The organism is Streptomyces sp. NPDC048441 (assembly GCF_043200235.1).
Classification (GTDB): Bacteria; Actinomycetota; Actinomycetes; order Streptomycetales; family Streptomycetaceae; genus Streptomyces.
Genome location: NZ_JBICXM010000022.1, coordinates 21,275 through 45,054, shown reverse-complemented (window position 1 = coordinate 45,054; position 23,780 = coordinate 21,275). Strand labels below are relative to the sequence as shown.

The window sequence follows — 23,780 nt, the reverse complement described above, 5'->3', positions numbered from 1 at the left end:
CCGCCCACGCCGCAACGCCTTCCTACTCCACCTCGCTCCCCTCCCCCAGCTGCAGCTCCAGCCTGCCGATGGCCGCCCGGATCCCGTCCCCGTACCCGTCGTCCCCCAGCGCACCGACCACGCCCCGCGCCCGCCGGATGTGGTTGCGCGCCGCTTCGGGGCGGCCCAGCTTGGCGTAGTCCGCTGCGAGGTTGAGGTGGAGGGAGGGGTAGAAGCCTCGTACGGCGATGGAGTCGTGGTGTGCGTGCAGGCGCTCGTCCGTGAGCTCGTCGGCCGCCGACAACGCCCGCAGGTCCCAGGCCAGTTCGTCCGTCGCGTCCTCCTGCGTGTCCGCCATGTAGTGCGCGAGTGTGCAGCGGTGCAGTGGGTCGCCCTCCTCCCCGATCTCCGACCACAGACCGAGGAAGCGGCCCTGCGCCTCCTCCCGGTCGCCCCCGTGGTGCAGCATGACCGCCTGCCCGATCCGGGTCATCATGGCGTCTTCCGCCGCCTGCTCCTGCTGCTCCGCCACCGGGTCCTCCACATTCGTACGCCCATCGTGCAAACCGATCACGACGCTAGCCGCACCCACTGACAATCACCGTCAGGCGCGATCAGGGGCGGGGCGCTCACGCATACCGCTGGGCCAGGCCGGTGACCGTCGCCACCAGCTCGGCGCGGAGTTCGGGCGGGCCGAGCACCTCGGCTTCGAGGCCGAGCCTGAGCAGGTCGCTCACGGCGACGGGCAGCGTCTCCACCTCCAGGTCGACCACCCGTCGGCCGTCTCCGTCAGGCGCCTGGGCCGCCTCCACGGCCCGCGCCCCCGCCGCCCCGAACAGCGCGGGCAGCAGCCGAAGCCCCGCCGGGGTGAGCCGCACGCGCGCTGTGCCCCGCAGCACACGTGCCTGCAGATCACGGGAGGCCTCGGCCCAGTAGGCAGCCAGGTCGAACCCGGCGGGGCGCGCGGCGGGCTCGTCGGTCGCCTCCACCTCCAGGAACCGCGAGACCCGATACGTGCGTACGGTGCCTACGGAGCCGGCCCCTTCGGCCGCCGCCACCAGATACCAGTTGCCCGCCTTGAGCACGAGGCCCAAAGCGTGCAGTTCGCGCCGTACCTCACCGCCCCAGCGCCGGTAGTGGGCCCGCAGCACGCGCTGCCGCCAGACCGCGTCCGCCACGACCGGGAGCAGCGGCGCGGGATCGGCCGCGCGGAACCAGCCCTCCGCGTCCAGGTGGAAGCGCTCCTGGATCCGCCGGGACCGCTCACCGAGCCCGGCGGGCATTGCTGCCCCCAACTTGAGCTGGGCGGTGACCAGTTCGGCACCCAGGCCGAGGTCGGCCGCGGCCGCCGGCATCCCCGCCAGGGCGAGGGAGTCGGCCTCGTCGTCCGTGAGACCGGTCAGGCGGGTGCGGTAGCCGTCCATGAGCCGGAAGCCGCCCACCGGTCCACGCTCGGCGTACACGGGCACCCCGGAAGCGGCGAGGGCCTCCGCGTCGCGGTACACGGTCCGTACGGAGACCTCGAGTTCCCCGGCGAGTTCGGGCGCGGTCATGCGCCCGCGGTTCTGGAGCAGCAGGAGGAGGGCGAGAAGCCGGTCGGCACGCATGGAGCAAGTCTGCACCGGTACCTGACAGAAGGTGTCAGGTACCGGTGTGAAGCTCTTCTCAGCAGCCACCGCAGAGCCATCCGAGAAGGGCGACACATGACCACGAACACCACAGGCACCAGCACGGACACCGTCACCGCGACCGGCACCTTCACCTTCTCCCACTGGGACGAGAAGCCCGTCGCGGGGGCGGACGGCGGCGCCCGCATCGCGCACGCCGCCGTCACGAACGACTTCACCGGCGCCATCGAGGCCACCGGCACCTCCTGCGAGTACACGCTCGCGTACATCGACGAGACCACCGGAGCCTTCGTCGGCTACGAGTTCATCGACGGGACCCTCGACGGCCGCAGGGGCTCATTCGTCCTGGAGCAGCGCGGCTCCTTCGGCGCCGACGGCACGATCACCTGCGCCCTCACCGTGCAACCCGGTTCGGGAGCGGGCGAGTTGACGGGCCTCGGCGGCACCGGCGCGTTCACCGCACGGCACGGCGAGACCACTGTGCCGTACACCATCGCGTACGCCATCGGCTGAGCTCAGCCGAGGTCGGGGACGCGCCAGTCGATCGGCTCGTGCCCCTGCGCCGCCACCGCCTCGTCGATCTGTGTGAAGGGGTGCGAGCCGAAGAACTTCTTCGCGGAGAGCGGCGAGGGGTGCGCGCCCTTCACGACCACGTGCCGCTCCTCGTCGATGAGCGGGAGCTTCTTCTGGGCGTAGTTGCCCCACAGGACGAAGACGGCGGGGTCGGGGCGGTCGGCCACCGCGCGGATCACCGCGTCCGTGAACTTCTCCCAGCCCTTGCCCTTGTGGGAGTTGGCCTCGCCCGCGCGGACCGTGAGCACCGCGTTCAGGAGCAGGACGCCCTGCTGGGCCCACGGCATCAGATAGCCGTTGTCCGGGACAGGGTGGCCGAGCTCTTCCTTCATCTCCTTGTAGATGTTCCGCAGCGAGGGCGGGGTCTTCACACCGGGCCGCACCGAGAAACAGAGGCCGTGCCCCTGCCCCTCGCCGTGGTACGGATCCTGACCGAGGACGAGCACCTTGACCCGGTCGTACGGAGTCGCGTCGAGGGCGGCGAACACCTCGTCACGCGGAGGGTAGACGGGGCCCTTCTCCCGCTCCTCTTCGACGAACTCGGTGAGCTCCTTGAAGTAGGGCTTCTGCAGCTCCTCGCCGAGGACTCCGCGCCAGGACGCGGGCAGCATGGCGATGTCGGTCACGTCAACAACCTCCGGTGTGCGGTCACTTCTCACCACAGAACCTACCGGCGACCACTGACAATCGGCCCGAACCCCCCGCTGCCCGCGGGCTCCCGCTGTCCCGCTGTCCCGCTACCAGCTGGTCTTGCGCTGCAGTTCCCACATCATCATGATCGCCGAGGGGTCCAGGGCGCGTTCGCCGCCCGCGATCTCCTCGCTCGCCATGATGTACTGCTTGCCCTGCCAGAGCGGCAGCAGCCGCGCGTCGTCGACGAGCAGCTGCTGGGCCCGCTCGAAATCGTCCGTCAGCGCGCCCCGGTCGGCCTCACGGCGCGAGCGCGGCAGCACCTCGTCGGTGATCTCCTTTGACGGATACGGCGTGTTGAGCACGTTCTTCTCGCCGACGAACGGCGCGATGAAGTTCTCCGCGTCAGGGAAGTCGGGGAACCAGCCACGGCCGAAGACCGGGTATTCGCCCTTCTTGGTGCCCGCGTCGAACTCGGTCCAGGGGCGGCTCTTGAGCGTGATCTTGAAGAGGCCCGACGCCTCGAGCTGCTTCTTGATCTCGGCGAACTCCCCGGCGGTCGCGGAGCCGTAGCGGTCGGTCGTGTACCAGAGGGTGAGCGGCACGGGCTCGTGGATGCCCGCTTCATTAAGGATGTTCGCGGCCTTGGCCTTGCTGGGGTCTCCGTAGTCGTCGAAGAAGCCCGTGCCATGCCCGGTGAGACCCTGGGGAACCATCGAGTACAGCGGCTCGACAGTGTCCTGATAGATCTTGTGGGCGATGGCCCCGCGGTCGATGACCTGGGCGAAGGCCCGGCGGACCGCCTTCTTCCTGGCCCAGGGGTCATCTGGGTTGAACACCAGGTAGCGGATCTCGGTGCCCGCGCCCTCGACGAGCTGGATGCCGTCGGTCTGGTGCTTGCCCTGCATCTCGACGATGTCCTTCGACGCGAGACCACGGAAGGTCACGTCGATCTGCTTGTCCCTCAGGGCATCGACCATGGCCGACGACTTCTTGAAGTAGCGGATCGTCACGGCGTCGTTCTTCCGGTCCGCCGAACCCTTGTAGTTGCCGTTCTTGACCAGCTCGGCCCGCTCACCGGGCTTGTACGACTTCAGGGCGTACGGCCCCGAGCCCGCGATCGAGTCGCCTTCGCGGAGCTTGTCGGCCGGGTACTCACTGGGGTCGACGATCGACATGGCGGGTGTCGAGAGCACGAACGGGAAGGTCGCGTCCGGCTTCTTGAGACGGAACGTGACCGTTCGGTCACCTTCCGTGTCGATCGACTTGAGCGATCCGAGCAGACCCGTCGGCCCGCCCTTCACATCGATGCGGCGCATACGGTCGAAGGTGTACTTGACCGCCTTCGCGTCGAGCTCGTGGCCGTCGGAGAACTTCTGCCCCTCGCGCAGCTCACAGGTGAACACCATGTTGCTCTCGTCGGTGAACTTGCAGGACTGAGCCGCGTCGGGCTCGGGCTCGGCCGCCCCCGTGGGGAAGCTAAGGAGCGTCTGGAAGACGTTTCTGTACAGCTCCCAGGAGCTGTCCCAGGCAGCCGCCGGGTCGAGGGTGCTCGGAGCACTCATCGTGCCGACGGTGATCTGCTGCTCCTCGTCGGACTCGTCCGAGGAGATCACTCCACACCCCGTGAGCAGGGATACGGACACCAGCGCCGCGGCCGGCCGCAGGCCCCGGCGGGACTGCCCGGCCAGGCCACGGAGACCCGCCGCCGCCACCAGGCGAACTTCACTGAACACGCGCACGCTCCTCGATCGGCCATGCCATGGGTCGGCAGACAATATCGCAATGCCCCGCCGGGCCAACTTGCGGCGCCGACAGGGCACTTGATGCGCGTGTACGTCCCTTTTGAGGGGCGTACCTGGTGATTGTGCGGCCTTCGTCAGCTGACGCCCGCATTGAGGAAGATGCCGCCATCGACCACGAGTGTCTGCCCCGTGATCCAGTCGGACTGGCCGGACGTGAGGAACGCGGCGGCGCCCCCGATGTCCTCGGGCACACCGAGCCGCCCAAGGGGGTACGCGGCGGCGGCCTCCTCCTCACGGCCCTCGTACAGCGCCTGGGCGAACTTGGTCTTGACCACGGCGGGCGCGATCGAGTTGACCCGTACCTTCGGCGCGAACTCGTGCGCCAGCTGCAGGGTGAGGTTGACCATCGCGGCCTTGCTCATCCCGTACGCGCCGATGAACGGCGAGGGGGAGACGCCCGCGACGGAGGCGATGTTCACGATCGCGCCGCCGTTCTCGCTCTGCCAGGCCTTCCAGGTCTGCTGGGCGAAGCCGAGCGCCGAGATCACGTTGGTCTCGAAGACCTTGCGCGCCACATTGAGGTCGAGGTCCGCCATCGGCCCGAACACCGGGTTCGTACCGGCGTTGTTGATCAAGAAGTCGACCCGCCCGAAGGCCTCCATGGCGCGCTCGACGGCGACCGCCTGGTGGGCCTCGTCGTGGGCCTTGCCCGCGACGCCGATGACGCGGTCGGCGCCGAGCTTCTCGACGGCCTCCTTGAGCGCGTCCTCATTGCGTCCTGTGATGCACACGCGGTCACCGCGGGCGACGAGCGCCTCCGCGATGCCGTAGCCGATCCCGCGGCTCGCGCCCGTGATGAGCGCTGCCTTTCCGCTGTCCTGCACTGTCATCTCCGCATCCCTCCGGAACAGAACTACCGGGCCAGAACTAGTTGAGCGGCCCGCCGGCCACGTACATGACCTGGCCCGAGACGAAGCCCGCGGCGTCGCCCGTGAAGAAGGCGATGGCGTTGGCGATGTCATCGGGGCGGCCGACGCGCTGTACCGGGATCTGCGTGGCCGCGGCGGCCTGGAAGTCCTCGAAGCCCATGCCCACACGGTCGGCGGTGGACTTGGTCATCTCGGTGACGATGAAGCCGGGGGCGACGGAGTTGGCGGTGACGCCGAACTTGCCGAGCTCCTTGGCGAGGGTCTTGGTGAAGCCCTGGAGGCCGGCCTTGGCCGCCGCGTAGTTCACCTGGCCGCGGTTGCCGAGCGCGGAGGACGAGGAGAGGTTCACGATCCGGCCGAACTTGGCGTCCACCATGTGCTTCTGGATCGCGCGGGACATCAGGAACGCACCGCGCAGGTGCACGTTCATGACCATGTCCCAGTCGTTCGCGCTCATCTTGAAGAGGAGGTTGTCGCGGAGCACACCGGCGTTGTTCACGAGAATCGTGGGCGCGCCGAGCTCATCGGCGATCCGGGCGATGGCCGCCTCGACCTGAGCCTCGTCGGACACGTCGCAGCCGACCGCGATCGCCTTGCCACCGGCAGCGGTGATCTGCGTGACGGTGTCCTTGCAGGCGGCCTCGTCGAGGTCGATCACCGCGACGGCACGGCCTTCGGCGGCCAGACGCACGGCGGTCGCCGCGCCGATGCCTCGCGCTGCTCCGGTCACGACCGCGACGCGCTGCTCAGTGGTGGACATGCTGGTTCTCCTCGCCCTTGGGATGCGGCTCTACGGTACGCCCCGATGGTGAGCGACCGCTTAGTACCTTCAGCTGAACGAGACGCTAGAAGCCCTGGCACCCGGTGTCAACGGCACAAGGGTGCGTGTGATTCTTACTTGACCAGGAGGTCAAGGAGTCGGTCCACCTCTGCGGCAGGATCCGCCGTGAGCCCCGAGTGCACAGGACCCGGCTGTACGACGGTCGAGCGCGGCGCGATCAGCCACCGAAAGCGCCGCCCCGCATCATCGCGCTCGGCCTGACCCGCGGCTTCGCCGCCCTCGCAGATCCGCTCGACGGCACGCAGCGCGGCCCTGATGCCGAGCAGGTCGGCCGCCGGGTCGAGGGCCCGCAGCTTGTTCTCGTCCAGATGCATGCGGGCGGCCACGAAGGACGTGGCGCGGGAGTAGACAACGACGCCCACGTTGAACTGCTCACCGCGCTCCACACGCGGCACGACACGCACCAGCGCGTACTCGAAGACGTTCCGCTGGGTCGACGGCTGCTCGGTCACTGGGTCGCGCCCTTCCGCTGCGGCTCGGGCAGCTTGATCCGTTCGTGAATGGTCCCGGCACGCGGCAGCAGGGCGGCCACGTAGGCGCGGCGTACGGCATCGGGGCTTTCGAAGCCCGGTTCGTCCACCAGCCACGCGTCGGGCACGTCGGCCGCCGCACCGGCGAGCAGCTCCTCGGTGACGAGCGGGGCGAGCTCGGCGGCGGCCCCCGCGACGTCGGGTCCGAACGGGGCGAGGGCGTGGTCGGACGCGTCGTACGGCTTGGCGGCCGCGGCCTCGGCGGCACGCCAGTTGTGGTGCCAGATCATGCTCGCGCCGTGATCGATGAGCCAGAGATCGCCGTGCCAGAGGAGCATGTTCGGGTTGCGCCAGGAGCGGTCCACGTTGTTGATGAGCGCGTCGAACCACACGACGCGGCCCGCCTCCGCGGGATCGATGGCGTACGCGAGCGAGTCGAAGCCGAGCGCGCCCGACAGGAAGTCCATCCCGAGGTTGAGGCCGCCGCTCGACTTGAGCAGCTCCTGCACCTGCTGGTCCGCCTCGCCGAGGCCGATCACCGGGTCGAGCCGGATCTGCGTCAGGCGCGGCACCCGCAGCCCGAGGCCGCGCGCCAGCTGCCCGCAGATCACTTCGGCCACGAGCGTCTTACGGCCCTGTCCGGCCCCGGTGAACTTCATGACGTACGTCGCGTACGTTCCCTGACTGTCGGCGGCCTCGACAAGCCCCGGGAGCGATCCGCCCTCCCGGAGGGGCGTCGCGTAACGGACCGCGGTGACTTCGGTGAGCATTGCCCCAGGTTAATGCCGGTCCGAACTCGGTTCGCGCAATAAATGCTTGAGCGTTTGAACACGGCGAGGTGCGGGCTCGTACCACCGGACATGACTGTTTCCAGGGAACCACTGCCCGCCCTCTCACGCCGCTCCGTCGTCGCCGCGGCCGGCGTCGTCAGCCTGGCCGCCGCGCTCGCCGCCTGCGGCGAAAGTGACGACGGCTACGGCGATGGCGACTCCACGCAGGCCGGGGCGAAGGCGCCGGACGGCGCCCAGAAGTCCACCGGCGCCGCAGGGGCCGTACTCGCCAAGACCTCGGAGATCCCGGTCGGCGGCGGCAAGATCTTCAAGGACGAGGGCGTGGTCGTCACCCAGCCGACGGAGGGCGAGTTCAAGGCGTTCTCGAACCGTTGCACCCACAAGCAGTGCCCGGTGACCAGCGTCGAGGGCGGCACCATCAACTGCCCGTGCCACGGCAGCAAGTTCAGCATCGCGGACGGCAGCGTGAAGGCCACGCCCGCGCCGAAGCCGCTACCGACCGCCGAGATCAGCGTGGACGGGGACGCGATCAAGCTGGCCTAGGAGACCTAGGTGGCCTGGGGGCGGTCCGGACCTGGCCGCTTCCAACTGCCGAGGACGTCCTCGGTGGTGGCGATCGTGGCGACGAGGGCGAGCGTGTTCCGGATCATCGCGGGTGCGTAGTCGGAGGGGACTCCCGCGATGGCGTCCGAGGGCACGACGGCGGTGTAGCCGAGGTTCACGGCGTCGAAGACCGCGTTCGGTATCGCCACGTTCGCCGAGACCCCGGTCACCAGGAGCGTGCGGCACCCCAGATTGCGGAGCAGCGGATCGACGTCCGTGCCCGCGAGCGGCGAGAGGCCGTGCAGCCGCCGTACGACGAAGTCCTCGTCGGCCACCTCGATGGGCGGCGCGACGCGCACGGCCCTCGTCCCCGCGAGCTGCTGCACGGGCAGCCGCCCCGCGGCACGGAAGAGGCGGGCGTTGCGATTGGCGCCCCGCCCGTCCGGGCGGCGTTCGGCGACGGCGTGCAGGACCTGGACCCCGGCCAGGTGAGCGGCGGAGACGAGCCGCGCGACGTTGGCGAGGCAGCCCGACGAGCGTGCTTCGGCGGCGAGTTCGGGCAGCGCGCTCTCCGTGCCCACGACGCCCTGCTGGCATTCGACGGTCATCAGGACGGTGGTGGCGGGGTCGAGGAGTTCCCTGAGCTGTTCGTGCGACGGCATGGCTCCCCCTGTCCGGGACGTTCGGGACTGCCGGGACTGGCCGGGACATCCGGCGCCCGGGATGCGCGGAGGCTAGCGGCCATTGCGTCCGGGCGGAAGAGACCGCATCCTTTTCTGACGCAGCATCAGTTGCAGATCTGAGACGGATCTACGGAGGACGCATGGCCGTCACACAGCGCCGGGGCCGCAAGATCATGATGTCGCCGGGCGAGCTCGACGAGTTCCTCGCCACGGAGCGCACCTGCCGGGTCGCGACGGTGTCCCGCGACGGCGCCCCGCACGTCAGCGCGCTCTGGTTCGCCTGGGACGGCACGTCCTTGTGGCTGTTCTCGCTCACGCGCAGCAAGCGCTGGGCGGACCTGCGGGGCGATCAGCGGGTCGCCGTGGTGATCGACTCGGGCGAGGAGTACGGAGAACTGCGGGGCGCGGAGCTCACCGGGACGGTGGACTTCGTCGCCGAGTCGCCGCGCATGGGCGAGCCGTGCCCCGAACTCGACGCTCCTGAGCGACTGTTCAACCAGAAGTACTTCGGTCTCGACACGATGCCGTACGACGGGAGGCACGCGTGGATCCGCCTCACGCCGGACGCGATCGCCTCCTGGGACTTCCGCAAGTTGGCGGATCTGTAGCCCCCGCCCGCCGCCTGCCCTCCCCCGTCACCGCCGAACGCGCTCAGCAGGTCCGGCGAAGTCCGCTGCGGTTCGGGAGTGCCCTGAAGGGGCGCGGGGAACTGCGCGACCAGCCACGACGGCGCCGCAGATGATCGACAGCACCTCGCGGTACTTCCAGCAGAGCGCTTAGCGCAGCCCCGCCCCCGCCACCTGAAGCGCCTCCACGGCAGCCCTGATCGACGGCCGCCGGTCCGCGTCCGCCCGCCACACCACGTACACATGACGCCGCACCCGATGCCGCACCGGGACCGTCCTGACCCCGGCCGGCATCGGGTCACGCCCCAACTGGGGTGCCACGCACACGCCGAGCCCCGCGGCCACCAGCGCGAGCTGGGTGTGGTGCTCCTCAGCGCGGTGTGCGATCCGCGGCTCGATGCCCTTGGCGCGCAGCGTGAACATCAGCCACTCATGGCAGAACTCCCCCTCGGCCCAGGTGATCCACTCATCGTCCGCGAACTCGTCCAGATCCACTTCGGCGCGGTCGGCGAGGGGGTGCGCCGCGGGCATCGCGACATCGGCGGGATCGTCGAGGAGGGACGCCTTGACCAGGCCTTCGGGCATCGGCAGCGGTTTGTTGTACCAGTCGAGGACGACCGCCATGTCGATGTCGCCGCGCACCACGGTGGCCACTCCCGGCTGCGGCTCCATCTCCTGGGAGCGGACGCGAAGCCCGGGGTGCCCGGCCCGCAGGGCGGCGAGCGTGGCGGGCAGCAGGCCGCGCATCGCCGTGGGGAAAGCGGAGATCCGCAGCTCGCCGACGGCCTTGCCGCGCTGCTCCTCCAGGTCGGCCTTGGCGAGTTCCACCTGGGAGAGGATGCGCGCGGCGTGCTCGGCGAGCAGCCGCCCGGCGTCGGTGAGGCGCACCCCGCGGCCGTTCTTGGCGAGGAGCTGCTGGCCCACCTCGCGCTCCAGCTTGGTCATCTGCTGGGAGACGGCCGACGTCGTGACGTGCAGCCCGGCCGCGGCTCCGCTGACCGAGCCGTGCCGGGCCAGCGCGTCGAGCGTGCGCAGGCGCTCCAGGTTCAACATGTAAGTGATGCTACGTGATACCGGACAATTAATTTCGCTTGTTCTAAGAGGTCAACCCCCTCAGGCTGATGCACATGAGCGTCACCACCACTCCGGTCACCCCCGCCCCCTCCGTCACACCCAAGTCCCGCCGCGCCCTCGGCTGGCACCTCCGCTTCGGCATCCTCTCGCTGATCTGGGGCTTCAGCTTCCTGCTGATCAAGGTCGGCACCGATGGCTACGCGCCGTTCCAAGTCACCCTGGGGAGACTCGCGTTCGGCACCGTCGTCATCGCGGCCGTCCTCGTGGTGAAGCGCGAGCGGCTGCCGCGCGGGGCCCGGACGTGGGGGCATCTCGTGGTCGCCGCGTTCCTGCTCAACGCCCTGCCGTTCTCGCTCTTCGCGTACGCGGAGCTGACGATCCCGTCCACCCTCGCGGGGATCTGCAACGCGGCGTCACCCCTGTGGGGCATGGCGCTCTCGCTGGTCGCGCTCTCCGAGGACCGCCCGACGCGGCGCCGGGTCGCGGGTCTCGGGCTCGGCTTCTTCGGTGTCCTCACGGTGCTCGGCGCCTGGCAGGGCTTCAGCGGCCTTGACTTCGGCGGCACGGCGATGGCCCTGCTCGCCTCACTGAGCTATCCGATCGGCTGGATCTACGTGCGCCGCACACTGGCCGGATCCGGGCACTCCAACCTCTCGCTCTCCGGCGCGCAGCTGCTTGTCGCGACTGTCGAACTGGCCGTGGTGACACCACTGTTCACGTCCTTCCCCACGCACTTCCCCGTCGTGCCGCTCCTCGCGATCGTGGCACTGGGTGCCCTCGGCACCGGACTCGCCTTCCTGATCCAGTACGGCCTGGTGGCCGAGGTCGGCCCCACGACGGCTCAGATGGTCACGTACTTCGTCCCGGTCATCGCCACCGCAGCGGGTGTCGCCGTCCTCGGTGAGTCCCTGAGCTGGTCGACACCGGTCGGCGCGGTGATCATCCTGGCGGGCGCGGCGCTCACCCAGTCCAAGCCGCGCACCGCGTCCCGGGCCGTCCGCTCGTCATCCCGAGCCGTCCGCTCGTCATCCCGAGCCGTCCGTTCGTCAACCCGGGCCGTCCGTTCGTCAACCCGCCCGCCCCGCACCGATCACTCGTAACGCCGCGCGGGAGCGGGCCCGGTGGCGGAGGCGACCGCGTCCGCCACCGGCTCGATGTCCTCGTCCCCGAGCGTCGACACCGTGATCCGCACGCCGGGCCGTGCGTTCATCCGGAACCGCGCCCCCGGAGCGACGGCCCACCCCGCGTGCAGCAGCCTGGCGACCGCGCCGGTCTCGTCGGGCACCGGCACCCATACGTTCATGCCGCTGCGCCCATAGGCGGCGACGCCCCGCTCGGCGAGCGCTGCGACCAGGGCGTCACGGCGCTTCCCGTAGGACGCCGCCACCTCGGCCGCGTCCACCGCTCCGTCCGCCCACAGGTGCAGCACGGCACGCTGCGACACATGGCTCACCCACCCCGGTCCGAGCCGCTGCCGCCCTTGTACGCGATCGACGGTGACGGCGTCCCCGGTGAGCAGGGCGAGACGCAGGTCCGGTCCGTACGCCTTGGCGGTCGAGCGGACGAAGGCCCAGCTGCGGGTCACACCGGCCAGCGGGTGCAGCGGCAGGTCGACGATGCTGTGGCCGTGATCGTCCTCGATGAGCAGCACCTCCTTGTGCGCGGCGAGCACTTTTCGTAGCGCACGCGCGCGTGGAGCGCTGATCGCGGCACCGGTCGGATTCTGGGCGCGGTCGGTGACGATGAGCGCCCGGACGCCGCCGCGCAGCGCCTCTTCCACGTCGGCGGGCAGCGGTCCGTCGTCGTCGACGCCCACGGGGACCGTACGCAGCCCGAGCACCGGCATCAGATCGAGCAGGCTGCCCCAGCCGGGGTCCTCGACCGCCACCGCGTCACCGGGCTTGAGATGGGCTGCGAGCACGCGCTCGATGGCGTCGAGGGATCCCGAGGTGACGGCGACGGGGCCGTCGGGCATGCCGTCCTTGTCGAGGGCCACGCGCGCGTGGCGGGTCATTTCGGGGTCCACGGCCGCCTCCCCGTACAGCACGGGACGCCGGTCGCCCTCGGCCGCGGCAGCCGCGAAGGCGGGAGCGAGCGGGGGAAGCAGCGCCGTGTCCGGATTGCCGTTGGACACGTCCCGCACACCGGGCGGCACGTCCACGCGGATCAGCTCGCGCACCGTCGTCGCGGGCTTGGGACGTACGCGACTGCCGCGCCGCCCCGCCGTCTCGATGACGCCGCGTTCGCGCAGCGTGCGGTAGGCGGCGGCCACCGTATTGGGATTCACCCCGAGCCGCTCCGCCAACTCCCGCATCGGCGGCAGAAGTTGACCTGGCTCCAGGCCTCCCCCACCCACCGCACGCTCCACGCTGGCAGCGATCTCAGCTGCGCGTCGGCCTTCGATCCGATACTCTCCTAGCACAAACCACATTATGCACTAGTGCAATGGAGAAGGCAATGAGCGTCGCATCCGAGTCCGGCATCGAGACCGCCACCGACACCGCCTCGTACGCGCCGACCGAGCTCACCGTGCCCACGCGCGGCCGGGACCGCGCCGCGTACGACAAGGAGTTGGTGCACTCGATACTCGACGAGGCCTATGTCTGCCACCTCGGTTTCGTGCGCGACGGCGCCCCCGTCGTCCTGCCGACGCTGTACGGCCGGGTGGGCGAACGGCTGTACGTCCACGGTTCGACGGGTTCCCGCCCCCTGCGGATGGCGACCGACAGCCGGCAGGAGCCGGACCCCGGCCTCGCGGTGTGCCTGACCGTCACCCACGTCGACGGCCTCGTCCTCGCCCGGTCGGCCTTCCACCACTCGATCAACTACCGCTCCGTGGTGATCCACGGCACCGCCCACCAGGTCACGGACCCCGAAGAGAAGCGCTCCGCGCTCGACTCCCTCGTCGACCACGTCGTGCCGAACCGCTCCGCCGACTCCCGCCCCGCCAACGCGAAGGAGCTCGCGGCGACGGCCGTGCTCAGCCTCGACCTCGCCACGGTCTCCGCCAAGGTGCGCACGGGCGGCCCGAACGACGACCCCGAGGACCTCGACCTCCCGTACTGGGCAGGCGTAGTCCCGCTGAGCAAGGGCCACGGCCCCCTGATCCCTTCGGCGGACCTGGCCCCCGGCATCGAAGCCCCCGACTACCTGATCGCCCCGTAAGGGGCGCGGGGAGCTGCGCGCCAAGACTTCACGGGCCCGCGGGCTTGGAACCAACGCTCGCGGGGTGCGGCCACCCCCGGCCGCACCGCGCGAGCCCCCTCACACCAGCACCGCCCCCCGCCGCGCGGCAACCGCCCCGCGCGTCTCCGCCACAGCAAGCCCCGTCACAGCAGCCAGCATCAGCAACATGCCGACCACCGTCGAAACAGTCAGCTCCTCACCGAGCAGCACAACCGCGATGACCGCCGCGCTCAACGGCTCAAGGAGCGTGATGACCGAGACGGTGGCGGACCGGATGACGGCGGCACCCGCGAAGTACAGGGCGTAGGCGACCGCGGTCGGGATCACGACGATGTACAGCAGATAGAGCCCCATGCGTGCAGGGTCGGCCGAGTGCGGAACCAACCCCTCCACCGCGGCGAGCGGCAGCAGGCAGACCGACACCACGGCGAACGACCAGACCGTCGTGTCGGAGGCGTCGGCGCCCCCGTCGCGCCCCCACCACCGCGTGAGCAGCGTCATCGCGGCGTACGCGGCCGCCGAGAGCAGCCCCCACATCACGCCGAGCGGCCGCACACTCGCCCCGCCACCACCGAGCACGAGCACCACGAGACCCGCCAGCGCCCCGACCACGGCGACGGCCCCGCCGCGCCCCAGCCGCTCACCCATCGTGAGCCGCGCCCCCAGCGCGATGAGCACGGGCCCCGACCCCATCGTGACCACCGTGCCGACCGCGAGCCCCGTCGACTCGACGGAGGCGAAGTAGGCGGTCTGGAACACGGCGAGGGCCACGCCGGTCGCCACGATCCGCGGCAGCCTGCGGCGCAGCGGCACGCTCACGGCGGCGTACGAGGAGGAACGTCGGCACGACCCCAACGACCGCACCAGACGCACGGCGAACAGCAGCACGAAGCCGCCCGCGCAGCGCCAGAAGGACAGGCTGACCGGTCCCATGTCACTGGCGCCGAAGACCAGCGCGGCGGCGGCACCCGCGGTGCCCCAGGCCGTACCGGCGACGATCAGATAGAAGAGGCCTCGCCCGACGGACAGGCCGGAGGCAGCAGTCGACACATTCGACGCATTCAACACGTGAGTTCTCCGCAGAAAGGAAAAGAAGGTCCCTGGCTCCGTCTGCGGGCAGCGTCGCTCCACCCGGCCACCGGCCGGGTGTGATCCTGAAGGCGCCCGCGCCTAAGCGGCCGGGGGCGGAAGAACGAGCGCGCGTGAATGCATGATCAACACCCTAAGCCGTGCTACTGGTCGACGACAACTGCTCTTTCGGCTCTGGCAAGCCACCGGCGACAGGCCCTTCCGGGGGCTTCGCGGGCGCGGACGACTGCGCGATGAACGCCCCCGCGAGCACGACCGCGCCACCGATGATCTGCGGCGCCGAAAGGTGCTCGCCCAGCAGGATCCAGGCGAGGACGGTCGCGATGACCGCTTCCAGGCAGGCCACGACACCCGCCACCTGCGGGGAGAGCCTGCGCACCGAGAGCACGCCGGTGACGTAGGCGACGACGGTCGCGATGAGCACGAACCAGCCGATGAGGACCCACGCGGGAACGGTCGTGCCGTTCATGTCCGCGCTGCCCGCGAGCACCGACCAGTCCATGCCCCAGGGGCGTGCCACGACCGTCAGCACGACGGCACCGATCAGCAGTCCGTACGCGATGACGCCGAGCGGATCGGGAGCGTCGTCCCCGGCGTCGCTGCCCTGGTCGGACAGGACGAAGTAGCCGACCTGGCAACAGGCGGCGCCCAGCGCGAGCAGCAGACCCACGACGTCGAAGCTGAGACCGGACCACACCTCGACCACGCAGGCGAGCCCGCCGACGGCGAGCACCACGCCCACCGCCGCCGCGCGCGTCACGGGCCGCCGCTGTACGAAACGCACCCAGCCGAGGACGAGCGCGGGCGCGAGGTATTCGACAAGGAGCGCGACGCCGACGGGGATGCGGGATATCGCCGCGAAATAGAAGGCCTGGACCCCGGCCACGGCGAGGAGGCCGAAGCCGATGAGGAGCGCGGGCCTGCGGAGCAGAAGCCCGCGGTGGCGCCAGGCGACCGGCAGCATCACCAGGGCGGCACCCGCCACCCTTAGCCAGACGACGTGCAGCGGGTCGAGGCCCGCCTCGATCAGCGGCTTAGCCGCGACGCCCGATCCGCCGAAGGCGACCGCCGATCCCAGAGCGAGCCCCAGGCCGACGCCTCTCCCCCGGCTCAGCCGTGAGGCTGTCTGATTCCCCTGAGACGCTTGCACCGGCACATCATGACAGGGCGCGTCATGAGCGTCACCCCCGATAGAACCTGTCTCAATCGGCGGACGTCTCGGCGTACGGAGTCAGCGGGTCCTCCTCGATCCGCCGGAGTATCGCCCCGGCGTCCGCCCCGGCCCGCCCCAGGACCTCGACCGCGCGGCAGTCGGCGTCGGCGACGAGTGCCGCCAGGAGGTCGATGCCGAGGGCCCGTGGTTCGCCGCGCAGTTCGGCCCGCTCGAGAGCCGCCTTCATGGCGACGGTCGCGGACGGCGACCAGCCCGTCTCCTTCGTGGCGGTGGACCTGGGGGCGGGTATGGGAGCGGAGTCGCCGGAGCGCACCATCGGCACCGCTCCGGAGTCCTCGACCGTCCCCTGCCACTGAAGGCCGTAGCCGATGCTGCGCTGGACGAGATAGCCGAACAGCCGCACCACCTGCGTCTCGTCGTCGAGGGCGGCTCGCACGTCGGGGTCGGTCTCCAGGAGGGAGTGCAGCAGATGCGCGGTATCGATCTGCCGGTCCCCGTCGCGCACGGCACGCCTGCGCGCGCCGGCCAGCACCGACGCGAGCGCGGCGCTGAGTCGGGGGTCGGTCTCTGCTCGGGTCGGGCCGGGCTCGGCGCCCCGCGGAGTACGGCTTTGCACATCTCCCACCCCATCAGCCCCCAGAGGCGGAGTCATCGGCGCCGGGAAGCATCTTTGCGTCCGACACAGGTTGGGTACTCGTGCGTGGGTTCTCCTCCTTACGGATGAGATCTCACCGTTCTTCCCCGAGGGGCGCGCGCCGCCTTGATTCACGCCCGGCACGCAACCACGGCCCACCGGCCACTCGTCTTTCAGGCATGGAGCGCGGGTGATGGAGCGCAGGTGCTGGATGGTCGCGCTTTCGGCCATCGACGGCAGGCAGTACGTGTATCGGGTGTACGCACCCGATGACGCACTGCCCGCCGACCTGTTCTGGGACGCCTGGCACTGCCACGACGAGGGCCCCTTCCCCCGGGCCTGCGACCTGTTCGACGCGGCGGAGATAAGCAGGGTCGGCTGACTCCCGGCTCCTCGGCCCCCGTACGGGACCTACGCGGGCCGTGTCCCGATGACGATCGTCGCGTACATCTCCTCGTCGCTCACCGACCGCGGCACGAGGCCGCCGTCCACGACCGCTTCCAGCGCGTACGGCACCTGCCGCTCGCTCGTCTCGAACAGCAGCCGTCCGCCGGGTGCCAGCCAGCGTGCCGCGTCCGCGGTCACGCGCCGCAGGACGTCGAGGCCGTCCGCGCCGCCGTCGAGTGCCACCCGCGCCTCATGGATGCGGGCTTCCGGCGGCAGGAGGCCGACCTCTTCGGTGGGTACGTAGGGGACGTTCGCAAGGAGTACGTCGACGCGGCCATGGAGTGTGGAAGGCAGCGGTTCGTAGAGATCACCCTCGTACACCCGCCCTCCCACGTCGGCGACGTTGCGCCGTGCGCACGTCACCGCGGCCGGGTCGATGTCGGCGGCGTGCAGTTCGACCCGGTCGACGGCGGCGCCGAGAGCCGCCCCCAGCGCACCTGAGCCGCAGCACAGATCGACGACGACCGCGCCGGGTCCTGCCAGGGCTGCGGCCTCCTGAACGAGGAACTCGGTGCGCCGCCGCGGCACGAAGACCCCGGCGTCCACGGCGATCCGCAGACCGCGGAACTCCGCCCAGCCCAGGACGTGTTCGAGCGGATGGCCGATGACGCGCCGCTCCACCATGGCGGCGAGTTCGGCGGGGTCACGTGCGGTGGAGACGAGCAACTCCGCCTCGTCCTCGGCGAAGACACAGCCGGCGGTGCGCAGTCCGACGACGATGTCAGCAAACCGAAGGGAATCTATCGAGGATGACGCGGGTGAGGAAGATGAGACCGACATGAGGAGAAGAGGAACCTTTCGGGATGCCGATGGGGCTCCCTCGGTCACCTATGCCGGGTGAACCGTGCGGTCGCGAGAAGGGAGCGCCCGACTTACTGCTGCGGTAATCGGTCTCACCTCCCTGCTCCGTCTCCCCGCGTCCGTCGCAGGGGAGGGCAACAGTACCTGACCTGGCGCTGGGCGGCGCCGTGGAAGTGTCCACAACATCTGACGGTTCATCAGTATTGAATGTTCCGGGCCCTGCGGCTACGTTCCGCGACACCGCAGCTGCGCCCCGCCGCAGCGCCCAACGAAGAGGGGTCGTCGCATGGCCGAAGTCAGCGCGGAAGCACGGATCGAGGCGCCCGCCGAGAAGGTCTGGGCCCAACTCACCGACTTCTCCTCGTACGGCGAGTGGAACTCCACGCACACGAGCTTCCCGAAGGGCGGCCCCACCACCCTGGAGGTGGGCGGCACGTTCGTCGAGAACATGAAGCTGATGGGTTTCCCCGCCGAGGTCAACTGGACGATCGAGGATCTGCAGAGCGCGCGCACCCTGGCGATCAGGGGCAAGGGCCCGATGGGCGTGACGGTCGGCACCCGCTACACACTCGCCCCCGAAGGGGAGGCGACGAACGTACGCATAGACGGGGAGTTCACCGGCGCGGCGGTCTCCTTGATGGCGGGCAAGCTGAAGGATTCGGCGACGGCGGCGCTGAATGAGTCGCTGCGCAAACTGGCGGGCCTGGTGGCTTAGGAACCGCCCCCGACACAGAGAGGCGCCCCACACATCACACGTGCGGGGCGCCTCACTTGCACTGGGGGTCATCGACCCCGAGCACCTCAGTCCTCATCGGCGAGGATCAGGTACAGCTTCTTACGGGCGTCGTTGATGACCGTGAGCGCCTTCTCGCGCTGGTCCTTGCTGCCGGTCTTCCAGACCTGGCCGAACGCCTCCATCAGACCGAAACCGGCCTGCCGGATCTCGTTCAGCGTCTCCCAGTCGACCCCGCGCCCGGCCTCTTCCCAAGGCGCGTCGGGACCTTCACCGGCCGCGGTGACGCCGGCCTCGGTGAGCGAGAAGAGCTTCTTGCCGCCCTCGCTCGCGCTGCTGATCAGGCCCTCGTCCTCCAGGAGCTGGAGGGTCGGGTAGACCGAACCGGGGCTGGGCTTCCACGCCCCGCCGCTGCGCTCGGCGATCTCCTGGATCATTTCGTAGCCGTGCATGGGCCGGTCCTTCAGGAGGGCCAGGATCGACGCGCGTACGTCACCGCGCCTCGCCCTGCCTCGCGGACCGCCTCGGCCACCGCGCCCGCCGCCCCAAGGGCCGCCGGGTCCACCGGGACCGCCGAAGCCGGGCCCGAAGGGACCGAACGCAGCGCGCCGCCCTTCGAAACCGCCCCGGCCTTCATGACCGGGGCCACACTTTCCACGTCCGTGCTCGTGTTCATAACCGTGGGAACGCATAGCAATCACTCCTTCTGGTGCTTCATCTTGCAGGTGATCTATCGCGCCATCGTTGATCTGTCGCGATGCGTCAACGATATATCGCTACTGTTCACCTGGCAAGCCCCCTCCGAGAAGAAGCCCGTGTGTCCTGTGACAGCGATCCTTGATCGATTGCCCCGTCTTGACTGATCCGGTTCGAAGTCGGACCGCTGACGTGCGGCGACCAGTTCAGCTGAGACGCACAACCCCTGGAAATCTCAGGTGATGTGGCCCCGGGCGGGTGAATGTAGGCCGCTGTCTCAGCTGATCTGGCCCGCCGTCGCTGTTTCGATGTTCGAACCCTTCGGCAGATCGGAACGTCTGCGAACGTCGCGCGCCAGCCGTGTAACCGGCTACCTGGCAGTGGCGATCGTGTAGGCGCCGAGCACGGAGGCTCCGGTCGTTCCGAGAACCACAACAAGGCGGGCAGTCCAGTTGTCCTTCTCGATTGCCAGCTGGACCGTCCGCCAGAACTCGCTTCCCATACCGTCTCCTTGGCATCGCACGGGTACTGACGGTCGACCAGTCGGCCCACTAAGCACTGCTTCAGGGCAGCCGAAAGCGTCACACCCCGAAGCGGAAACATCACACCCGATGAGTCACGGCTACTGAGACGAAGGAGGCGCCGACAGCTGGTGTGACCGCGAGCAGTTAGGGCTCCCCGCGCGGTACACAGTACGGAAGTCGGTCTCGCCCTCGTCCTGCGTCGCACGCACCGCGGCTGTCAGTTCCGGCGCGTGAAGGTAGGTCCTGGCGGAGGGGCATCACCGGTCCGGGTCTTTTCAAGCGCGTCGATGAACCAGATCACCTGAGACCACAAGGGAAGCGGACCAGATCACCTGAGACGGGGACCAGATCCTTGGAGACGGGACATCGATTGCCAGTCAGCGAAGGTTGACCACCGGGTCCCTTGTGTCCGTGAAGGTTGACCGCCCAGCGCCGCAAACGCTCTATCGAGACTGAGACGCCTTGCGTTGGCGGAGCCGGTAGGAGGTCTGTCGGCAGACTGACGAACAGGTGGTGCGGCGTTGTCCGGACCGAAGCTCCATCAGCGCGCCGCAGACGCGGCAAGGCACCGGCTCCGGTGGGCGACGACGCGGAATGCGTCTGCGGCGGGCCCTTTCCTTGCAGGCTGGGGAGCAGAAGCTCCGCGGGACACCTCGAACCGCATCCGCGTGAAACGGAGTGCGGCACTCCGCGCATAGCCCTGTGGTGAGCGTGCGCTGTAGCCCATCGGGGTCACGGCCAGTGACAGCCGCGACGCGGGGCCAGCTGGGAGCCCCGCGGTGCAGTGGTGGCTCGCAGAGGAATTTTCGCAAGTAGGCGGGCGGGAGATGGTTGGCATGGGCCGGCCGCCTGATGAAGGGTCGCACCCCTTCCCCGGCTCTTGGGCGAACCTGAAAGGGAAGTCGGGCGATCGACGTCTCTCCCTGGAGGGTGAGGTTCACTGATCTTCGCGCGGCGCCGAAGAGCTGCCGGGTCGCTTGCGGCGGAAGGCGATGTCTAGGTCGACGGCCAGCAGGCCCGCTTTTGCGATCTTTTCGTTGCCGGTGAGGATCACCAGGAAGAGCCTCCAGGCCATCCCGCTCGACCACACCGCCCACACCACGACGTCGCTGGCCTCGAAAGCCGCGACGTCCCGATGAACAGCGAACTACCGCCCCGGTTCGCCCCACTACCGGTCCGACTCCGCCCCTGCCTCGGAGAATCCGCCAACTCCTACATCCGGCGCCTGGCTCGCGCCAACCATCTCAAGCCCAGCTTCCTGCACTGCTATCTCTGCGGCCCACCGCAGTGGTTTGCCAAGCCGCTCCTCGAGACCTCGCCATGGTCGCAGGTCACTCGCCCGAAGCACTCGAACGTGCCCTCGCTGACGCCAACGCCCTGGGCGGCACGAACAGACCACGCCGACGCCTCCCCAAGAAGAACCCCTTCGCCTGGCGCCAGAGCCTGGCCCACGGCATCACCCAAGAGGCCCTCAAAGGCACACAAATCCGCACGCTCGCAAAGCGCTACAACCTCCGCTGCTGGGACGTCCGCCTCGCCCTGAAGACCCCGCGCCTGACCACTGCCGAGACGGGACCGCTGACCGACCCCATCACCGGCGATCTCGCCGACCTGATCGAAAGCATGATCAGTAGAAAGCTCTGCGGAGGCAGATCTGGACAGAACTCCTTGACCACCACGACTACTTGGTCACCTACCACAGCATCCGCCATTACATGAGATACACACGACCCCGAACGGCGTCAGCACGTGTTTGAGATCCGCACAGGTCCAGGTCGCGGCGACGCTGCGAGGGGCGGAACGCGGGTATCCGTCGCTGCTCGGTGGGCGTGTCACGGTGCCAGTTGGTGTCGTGATCTCGCACACCGAAGGTCGAGCGTTCTCACCAACCTTGGTGGACGGGCTCCCCGTCACCGAAGGTTGAGCGCGCTGGCCGGAGCGAGGTCCTCGGATGGGTGCAGTGGCCAGCGCGTGCAGAGCAAACATGTCGCTGATCTCCGAGGCAGCCGCATCCCGCATGCGGAGCGCTCAACCTTCGGTGACCGCTTGCACACGGCGGCCCGGAACGCTTGCCGACTTGTTCAGCTGTGTTCGGGTTCCACCGGGAGCCACAGTTCGGCGTCAGCCTCGGCCTTCTCCGGCGACAGGCGGGTACGCAGGATCTCAGGGCCGGTGCGGGTTCGGTACGGGTTCGACGGGAACCACTCGGTGAACACGGCCCGCCACAGCTCCTGGATGGCCTGCGGCGCAGGACCGGAGGTGGTGAAAACCGCCCACGTGCCGGCCGGAACGGACAACGTGGTTGTGCCCTCCGGAGCGGCCGCGGAGGTGATCACGCCGTGGTGGTAGTCGAGTTCGGTGCCCTCGGCTCGGCTGGGGTCCAGGTCGTCGCAGACCGCGACGACGCCGTGCGGCTCCTGGTCCGACAGCTTATCCAGGGCCTCCAGGGTCTGCGGGTCGATCCCGCGGACGAAGCCCATGATCGCCGGGTTCGGCCCCGCATGCACCAGCGGTACCCGGGCCCTGAGCCCGACGACGGTGAAGCCCGCCTTGTCCACAACGCGATATCGCATAGTGCTGCTGCCTTCGACGGTGAGGTGGAAAGTCATCCGCGACTGGGAGCTGAGCGCGGCACCGGTGCGCCGGGCCTCGCCTGGTCCGATGCCGTGCATGGCACGGAACGCCCGCGCGAAGCCCTCGCCTGAGCTGTAGCCATAGCGCACCGCGATCTCCAGCAGCGTCCCCCGTCCCGCGAGCACTTCGGCTCCCGCGAGGGTGAGCCGACGGCGCCGGATGTACTCCGACAGCGGTATGCCCGCGAGCGCGGAGAACATCCGACGCAGATGGTATTCCGAGGTCGCCGCGATGCGTGCCAGCTCCTCCACCTCGACGGCCTGGTCGAGATGGCGCTCGACGTGCCCCATAGCCTGGTTCAGCCGCTCCAGCACGCCCGGTCTCCTTCCTCTTAACGACCACCACGCCAGGCAACGTCCATGTCTACCCGGCGCTGCAGTCAGTGCCTTCCCTGTCCGGACCGGGCGTGTCCTGTCCCAGGCCCCGACGGATCGCGATCTCCACAGGAGAGTACGCACCGTCGGCCCGCTCCAGTTCATACGGTGCGGCCGACATCAGCGGCGGCTGGGCCATGAAGCGCGGCCGCGCCCCATGGTGTGGTTGCGCCGCGTGCACCAGGAACGGATGACACAGGAAGACGTCGCCCGGGGACCCGGTGGCAAGGGCGAGTGGCCGGTGGTCGGACGCCGCCACCAGATCGGGCGCAAGGGCAAGCCCACTCGCCCCGTCCTCCCCGTACTTCTCCAACACCTTCGGCACGTCGAGGTGTGAACCGACCCGGATCCGGGTCGGGGCGTCCTGTTCACCGACCTCGCTGAATAGGAACAGCATCAGCAACGCCCGGCCCCGGGAGCGCAGATTCGTGAAGTACCAGCTCTCGCCCTCGGGCAGATAGCTCCCCTCGATGTGCCAGCCCGCGTCGTCCGGCTCCTCCGCGTGTGGGAAGCGCAACGGGAACGTGCCCAGCGAGTAGCGCGGCTCCCAGCATCCCGCGCCGACAAGAAGGTCGTAGGCGTGCTGCAGAGACGGCGAGTTGGGTGCGGCGGCGAACGGCCCCTGCGCCATGCCGGCCACCCAGTGCACGGGCTGCGTCCATGTCGCTGGGTCCTCCGGGTCGAAGCCCGTTTCTCGCCACAGCAGCCGCGCGCAGTCCGCGGCCACGCGTGGCGCGACGGCGCCCTCCAACTTCACGAAGCCGTCGCGGAGGAAGCGGGATACCAAGATCGTGTCATCCATGCCCCCATCGTGCGGCGACACCAGCCCCGATCACCCGACATTTTCCGCACCACCTTTGTTGGGTGATCATCGAGCACTTCGACTCTGGCATGGACTACAGCCGGTCCGAGCCGCTCGGCCCCACTTCGGCCAATGCCCCCGGACCACTCAGCGCGAGCACACTCGTTGACATCC

27 protein-coding genes are annotated in these 23,780 nt (G+C 69.5%); 8 read left to right on the top strand and 19 right to left on the bottom strand.

Annotated features, from left to right (window positions below; all coding sequences use genetic code 11):
• Positions 1-22 precede the first annotated feature (22 nt).
• Together ACGFSB_RS36050 and ACGFSB_RS36045 are read right to left on the bottom strand one after the other, a co-directional pair.
• Positions 23-511 carry a hypothetical protein gene (locus ACGFSB_RS36050; protein WP_393408415.1) on the bottom strand — a complete coding sequence of 163 codons (489 nt, stop codon included), beginning with the start codon at positions 509-511 and terminating at the stop codon, positions 23-25.
• Positions 512-608: 97 nt separating this feature from the next.
• Entirely contained in the window at positions 609-1,586 is a 978-nt protein-coding gene (locus tag ACGFSB_RS36045; protein ID WP_393408413.1) for a helix-turn-helix transcriptional regulator, read from the bottom strand.
• A 96-nt stretch (positions 1,587-1,682) separates the two neighbouring features.
• Between ACGFSB_RS36045 and ACGFSB_RS36040 the strand changes: the two genes are divergently transcribed.
• Positions 1,683-2,120, top strand: a complete 438-nt coding sequence (locus ACGFSB_RS36040) for a DUF3224 domain-containing protein (protein ID WP_393408410.1) — start codon at positions 1,683-1,685, stop codon at positions 2,118-2,120.
• Between the two features lie 2 nt (positions 2,121-2,122).
• On the opposite strand, the gene ung is transcribed toward ACGFSB_RS36040, so the two are convergent.
• The 6 genes from ung to ACGFSB_RS36010 all read right to left on the bottom strand — a co-directional run bounded on the left by ung (position 2,123) and on the right by ACGFSB_RS36010 (position 7,565).
• On the bottom strand, positions 2,123-2,806 hold the full coding sequence (gene ung / locus ACGFSB_RS36035; RefSeq protein WP_393408409.1) for a uracil-DNA glycosylase: 684 nt from the start codon (positions 2,804-2,806) through the stop codon (positions 2,123-2,125).
• A gap of 111 nt (positions 2,807-2,917) precedes the next feature.
• Positions 2,918-4,501 (bottom strand): ABC transporter substrate-binding protein, encoded by a 1,584-nt coding sequence (locus tag ACGFSB_RS36030; RefSeq protein ID WP_393408597.1) that lies wholly within the window; start codon positions 4,499-4,501, stop codon positions 2,918-2,920.
• 188 nt (positions 4,502-4,689) lie between these two features.
• Positions 4,690-5,445 carry an SDR family oxidoreductase gene (locus tag ACGFSB_RS36025; RefSeq protein WP_393408407.1) on the bottom strand — a complete coding sequence of 252 codons (756 nt, stop codon included), beginning with the start codon at positions 5,443-5,445 and terminating at the stop codon, positions 4,690-4,692.
• Positions 5,446-5,482: 37 nt separating this feature from the next.
• A complete protein-coding gene (gene fabG, locus ACGFSB_RS36020) occupies positions 5,483-6,244 on the bottom strand; it encodes a 3-oxoacyl-ACP reductase FabG (protein ID WP_393408404.1) in 762 nt (253 codons plus the stop codon).
• Between the two features lie 134 nt (positions 6,245-6,378).
• A complete protein-coding gene (locus ACGFSB_RS36015; RefSeq protein ID WP_393408402.1) occupies positions 6,379-6,777 on the bottom strand; it encodes a DUF3037 domain-containing protein in 399 nt (132 codons plus the stop codon).
• Positions 6,774-7,565, bottom strand: coding sequence for a HipA family kinase (locus ACGFSB_RS36010; protein WP_393408400.1), 792 nt, complete (start codon positions 7,563-7,565; stop codon positions 6,774-6,776). The genes ACGFSB_RS36015 and ACGFSB_RS36010 overlap by 4 nt, the downstream gene beginning before the upstream one ends.
• Positions 7,566-7,655: 90 nt before the next feature.
• Here ACGFSB_RS36010 and ACGFSB_RS36005 point away from each other — a divergent pair, with 90 nt between their 5' ends.
• The gene (locus ACGFSB_RS36005) at positions 7,656-8,129 is read left to right on the top strand and encodes a Rieske (2Fe-2S) protein (protein WP_393408398.1); all 474 of its coding nucleotides are present in this window, start codon (positions 7,656-7,658) and stop codon (positions 8,127-8,129) included.
• A gap of 5 nt (positions 8,130-8,134) precedes the next feature.
• On the opposite strand, the gene ACGFSB_RS36000 is transcribed toward ACGFSB_RS36005, so the two are convergent.
• Positions 8,135-8,791, bottom strand: coding sequence for a cysteine hydrolase (locus ACGFSB_RS36000; RefSeq protein ID WP_393408395.1), 657 nt, complete (start codon positions 8,789-8,791; stop codon positions 8,135-8,137).
• A gap of 161 nt (positions 8,792-8,952) precedes the next feature.
• Between ACGFSB_RS36000 and ACGFSB_RS35995 the strand changes: the two genes are divergently transcribed.
• Entirely contained in the window at positions 8,953-9,420 is a 468-nt protein-coding gene (locus ACGFSB_RS35995; RefSeq protein ID WP_393408393.1) for a pyridoxamine 5'-phosphate oxidase family protein, read from the top strand.
• 168 nt (positions 9,421-9,588) lie between these two features.
• On the opposite strand, the gene ACGFSB_RS35990 is transcribed toward ACGFSB_RS35995, so the two are convergent.
• Positions 9,589-10,491 (bottom strand): LysR family transcriptional regulator, encoded by a 903-nt coding sequence (locus ACGFSB_RS35990; RefSeq protein ID WP_393408390.1) that lies wholly within the window; start codon positions 10,489-10,491, stop codon positions 9,589-9,591.
• 74 nt (positions 10,492-10,565) lie between these two features.
• On the opposite strand from ACGFSB_RS35990, the gene ACGFSB_RS35985 reads away from it, so the two are divergent.
• Entirely contained in the window at positions 10,566-11,612 is a 1,047-nt protein-coding gene (locus ACGFSB_RS35985; RefSeq protein WP_393408388.1) for a DMT family transporter, read from the top strand.
• On the opposite strand, the gene ACGFSB_RS35980 is transcribed toward ACGFSB_RS35985, so the two are convergent.
• Positions 11,603-12,934: an aminotransferase class I/II-fold pyridoxal phosphate-dependent enzyme gene (locus ACGFSB_RS35980; protein ID WP_393408386.1), complete on the bottom strand. Its 1,332-nt coding sequence runs from the start codon at positions 12,932-12,934 to the stop codon at positions 11,603-11,605. The two genes, ACGFSB_RS35985 and ACGFSB_RS35980, sit on opposite strands and share 10 nt — an antisense overlap.
• Positions 12,935-12,969: 35 nt before the next feature.
• Between ACGFSB_RS35980 and ACGFSB_RS35975 the strand changes: the two genes are divergently transcribed.
• On the top strand, positions 12,970-13,677 hold the full coding sequence (locus ACGFSB_RS35975) for a pyridoxamine 5'-phosphate oxidase family protein (protein WP_393408384.1): 708 nt from the start codon (positions 12,970-12,972) through the stop codon (positions 13,675-13,677).
• 99 nt (positions 13,678-13,776) lie between these two features.
• On the opposite strand, the gene ACGFSB_RS35970 is transcribed toward ACGFSB_RS35975, so the two are convergent.
• From ACGFSB_RS35970 to ACGFSB_RS35960, 3 genes are all read right to left on the bottom strand, one after another.
• A complete protein-coding gene (locus ACGFSB_RS35970; protein ID WP_393408595.1) occupies positions 13,777-14,748 on the bottom strand; it encodes a DMT family transporter in 972 nt (323 codons plus the stop codon).
• A 172-nt stretch (positions 14,749-14,920) separates the two neighbouring features.
• Complete coding sequence (locus ACGFSB_RS35965; protein WP_393408381.1) at positions 14,921-15,937, bottom strand: DMT family transporter; 1,017 nt, start codon at positions 15,935-15,937, stop codon at positions 14,921-14,923.
• Positions 15,938-15,989: 52 nt separating this feature from the next.
• Positions 15,990-16,577, bottom strand: coding sequence for a Clp protease N-terminal domain-containing protein (locus tag ACGFSB_RS35960; RefSeq protein ID WP_393408378.1), 588 nt, complete (start codon positions 16,575-16,577; stop codon positions 15,990-15,992).
• 211 nt (positions 16,578-16,788) lie between these two features.
• On the opposite strand from ACGFSB_RS35960, the gene ACGFSB_RS35955 reads away from it, so the two are divergent.
• The gene (locus ACGFSB_RS35955; RefSeq protein WP_393408592.1) at positions 16,789-16,977 is read left to right on the top strand and encodes a hypothetical protein; all 189 of its coding nucleotides are present in this window, start codon (positions 16,789-16,791) and stop codon (positions 16,975-16,977) included.
• Positions 16,978-17,006: 29 nt separating this feature from the next.
• Here the strand turns inward: ACGFSB_RS35955 and ACGFSB_RS35950 are convergent, their stop codons facing one another.
• Positions 17,007-17,822 carry a putative protein N(5)-glutamine methyltransferase gene (locus ACGFSB_RS35950; protein WP_393408376.1) on the bottom strand — a complete coding sequence of 272 codons (816 nt, stop codon included), beginning with the start codon at positions 17,820-17,822 and terminating at the stop codon, positions 17,007-17,009.
• A gap of 307 nt (positions 17,823-18,129) precedes the next feature.
• Between ACGFSB_RS35950 and ACGFSB_RS35945 the strand changes: the two genes are divergently transcribed.
• A complete protein-coding gene (locus ACGFSB_RS35945) occupies positions 18,130-18,558 on the top strand; it encodes an SRPBCC family protein (protein ID WP_393408373.1) in 429 nt (142 codons plus the stop codon).
• Between the two features lie 86 nt (positions 18,559-18,644).
• Here the strand turns inward: ACGFSB_RS35945 and ACGFSB_RS35940 are convergent, their stop codons facing one another.
• Positions 18,645-19,268, bottom strand: a complete 624-nt coding sequence (locus ACGFSB_RS35940) for a PadR family transcriptional regulator (RefSeq protein ID WP_393408371.1) — start codon at positions 19,266-19,268, stop codon at positions 18,645-18,647.
• A gap of 374 nt (positions 19,269-19,642) precedes the next feature.
• Positions 19,643-19,774 (bottom strand): hypothetical protein, encoded by a 132-nt coding sequence (locus tag ACGFSB_RS35935; protein ID WP_393408368.1) that lies wholly within the window; start codon positions 19,772-19,774, stop codon positions 19,643-19,645.
• A 1,342-nt stretch (positions 19,775-21,116) separates the two neighbouring features.
• On the opposite strand from ACGFSB_RS35935, the gene ACGFSB_RS35930 reads away from it, so the two are divergent.
• Complete coding sequence (locus tag ACGFSB_RS35930) at positions 21,117-21,515, top strand: hypothetical protein (RefSeq protein ID WP_393408366.1); 399 nt, start codon at positions 21,117-21,119, stop codon at positions 21,513-21,515.
• A 362-nt stretch (positions 21,516-21,877) separates the two neighbouring features.
• Here the strand turns inward: ACGFSB_RS35930 and ACGFSB_RS35925 are convergent, their stop codons facing one another.
• Together ACGFSB_RS35925 and ACGFSB_RS35920 are read right to left on the bottom strand one after the other, a co-directional pair.
• The gene (locus ACGFSB_RS35925) at positions 21,878-22,744 is read right to left on the bottom strand and encodes a GyrI-like domain-containing protein (RefSeq protein WP_393408363.1); all 867 of its coding nucleotides are present in this window, start codon (positions 22,742-22,744) and stop codon (positions 21,878-21,880) included.
• 49 nt (positions 22,745-22,793) lie between these two features.
• The gene (locus tag ACGFSB_RS35920; protein ID WP_393408360.1) at positions 22,794-23,606 is read right to left on the bottom strand and encodes a phytanoyl-CoA dioxygenase family protein; all 813 of its coding nucleotides are present in this window, start codon (positions 23,604-23,606) and stop codon (positions 22,794-22,796) included.
• Positions 23,607-23,780 lie beyond the last annotated feature (174 nt).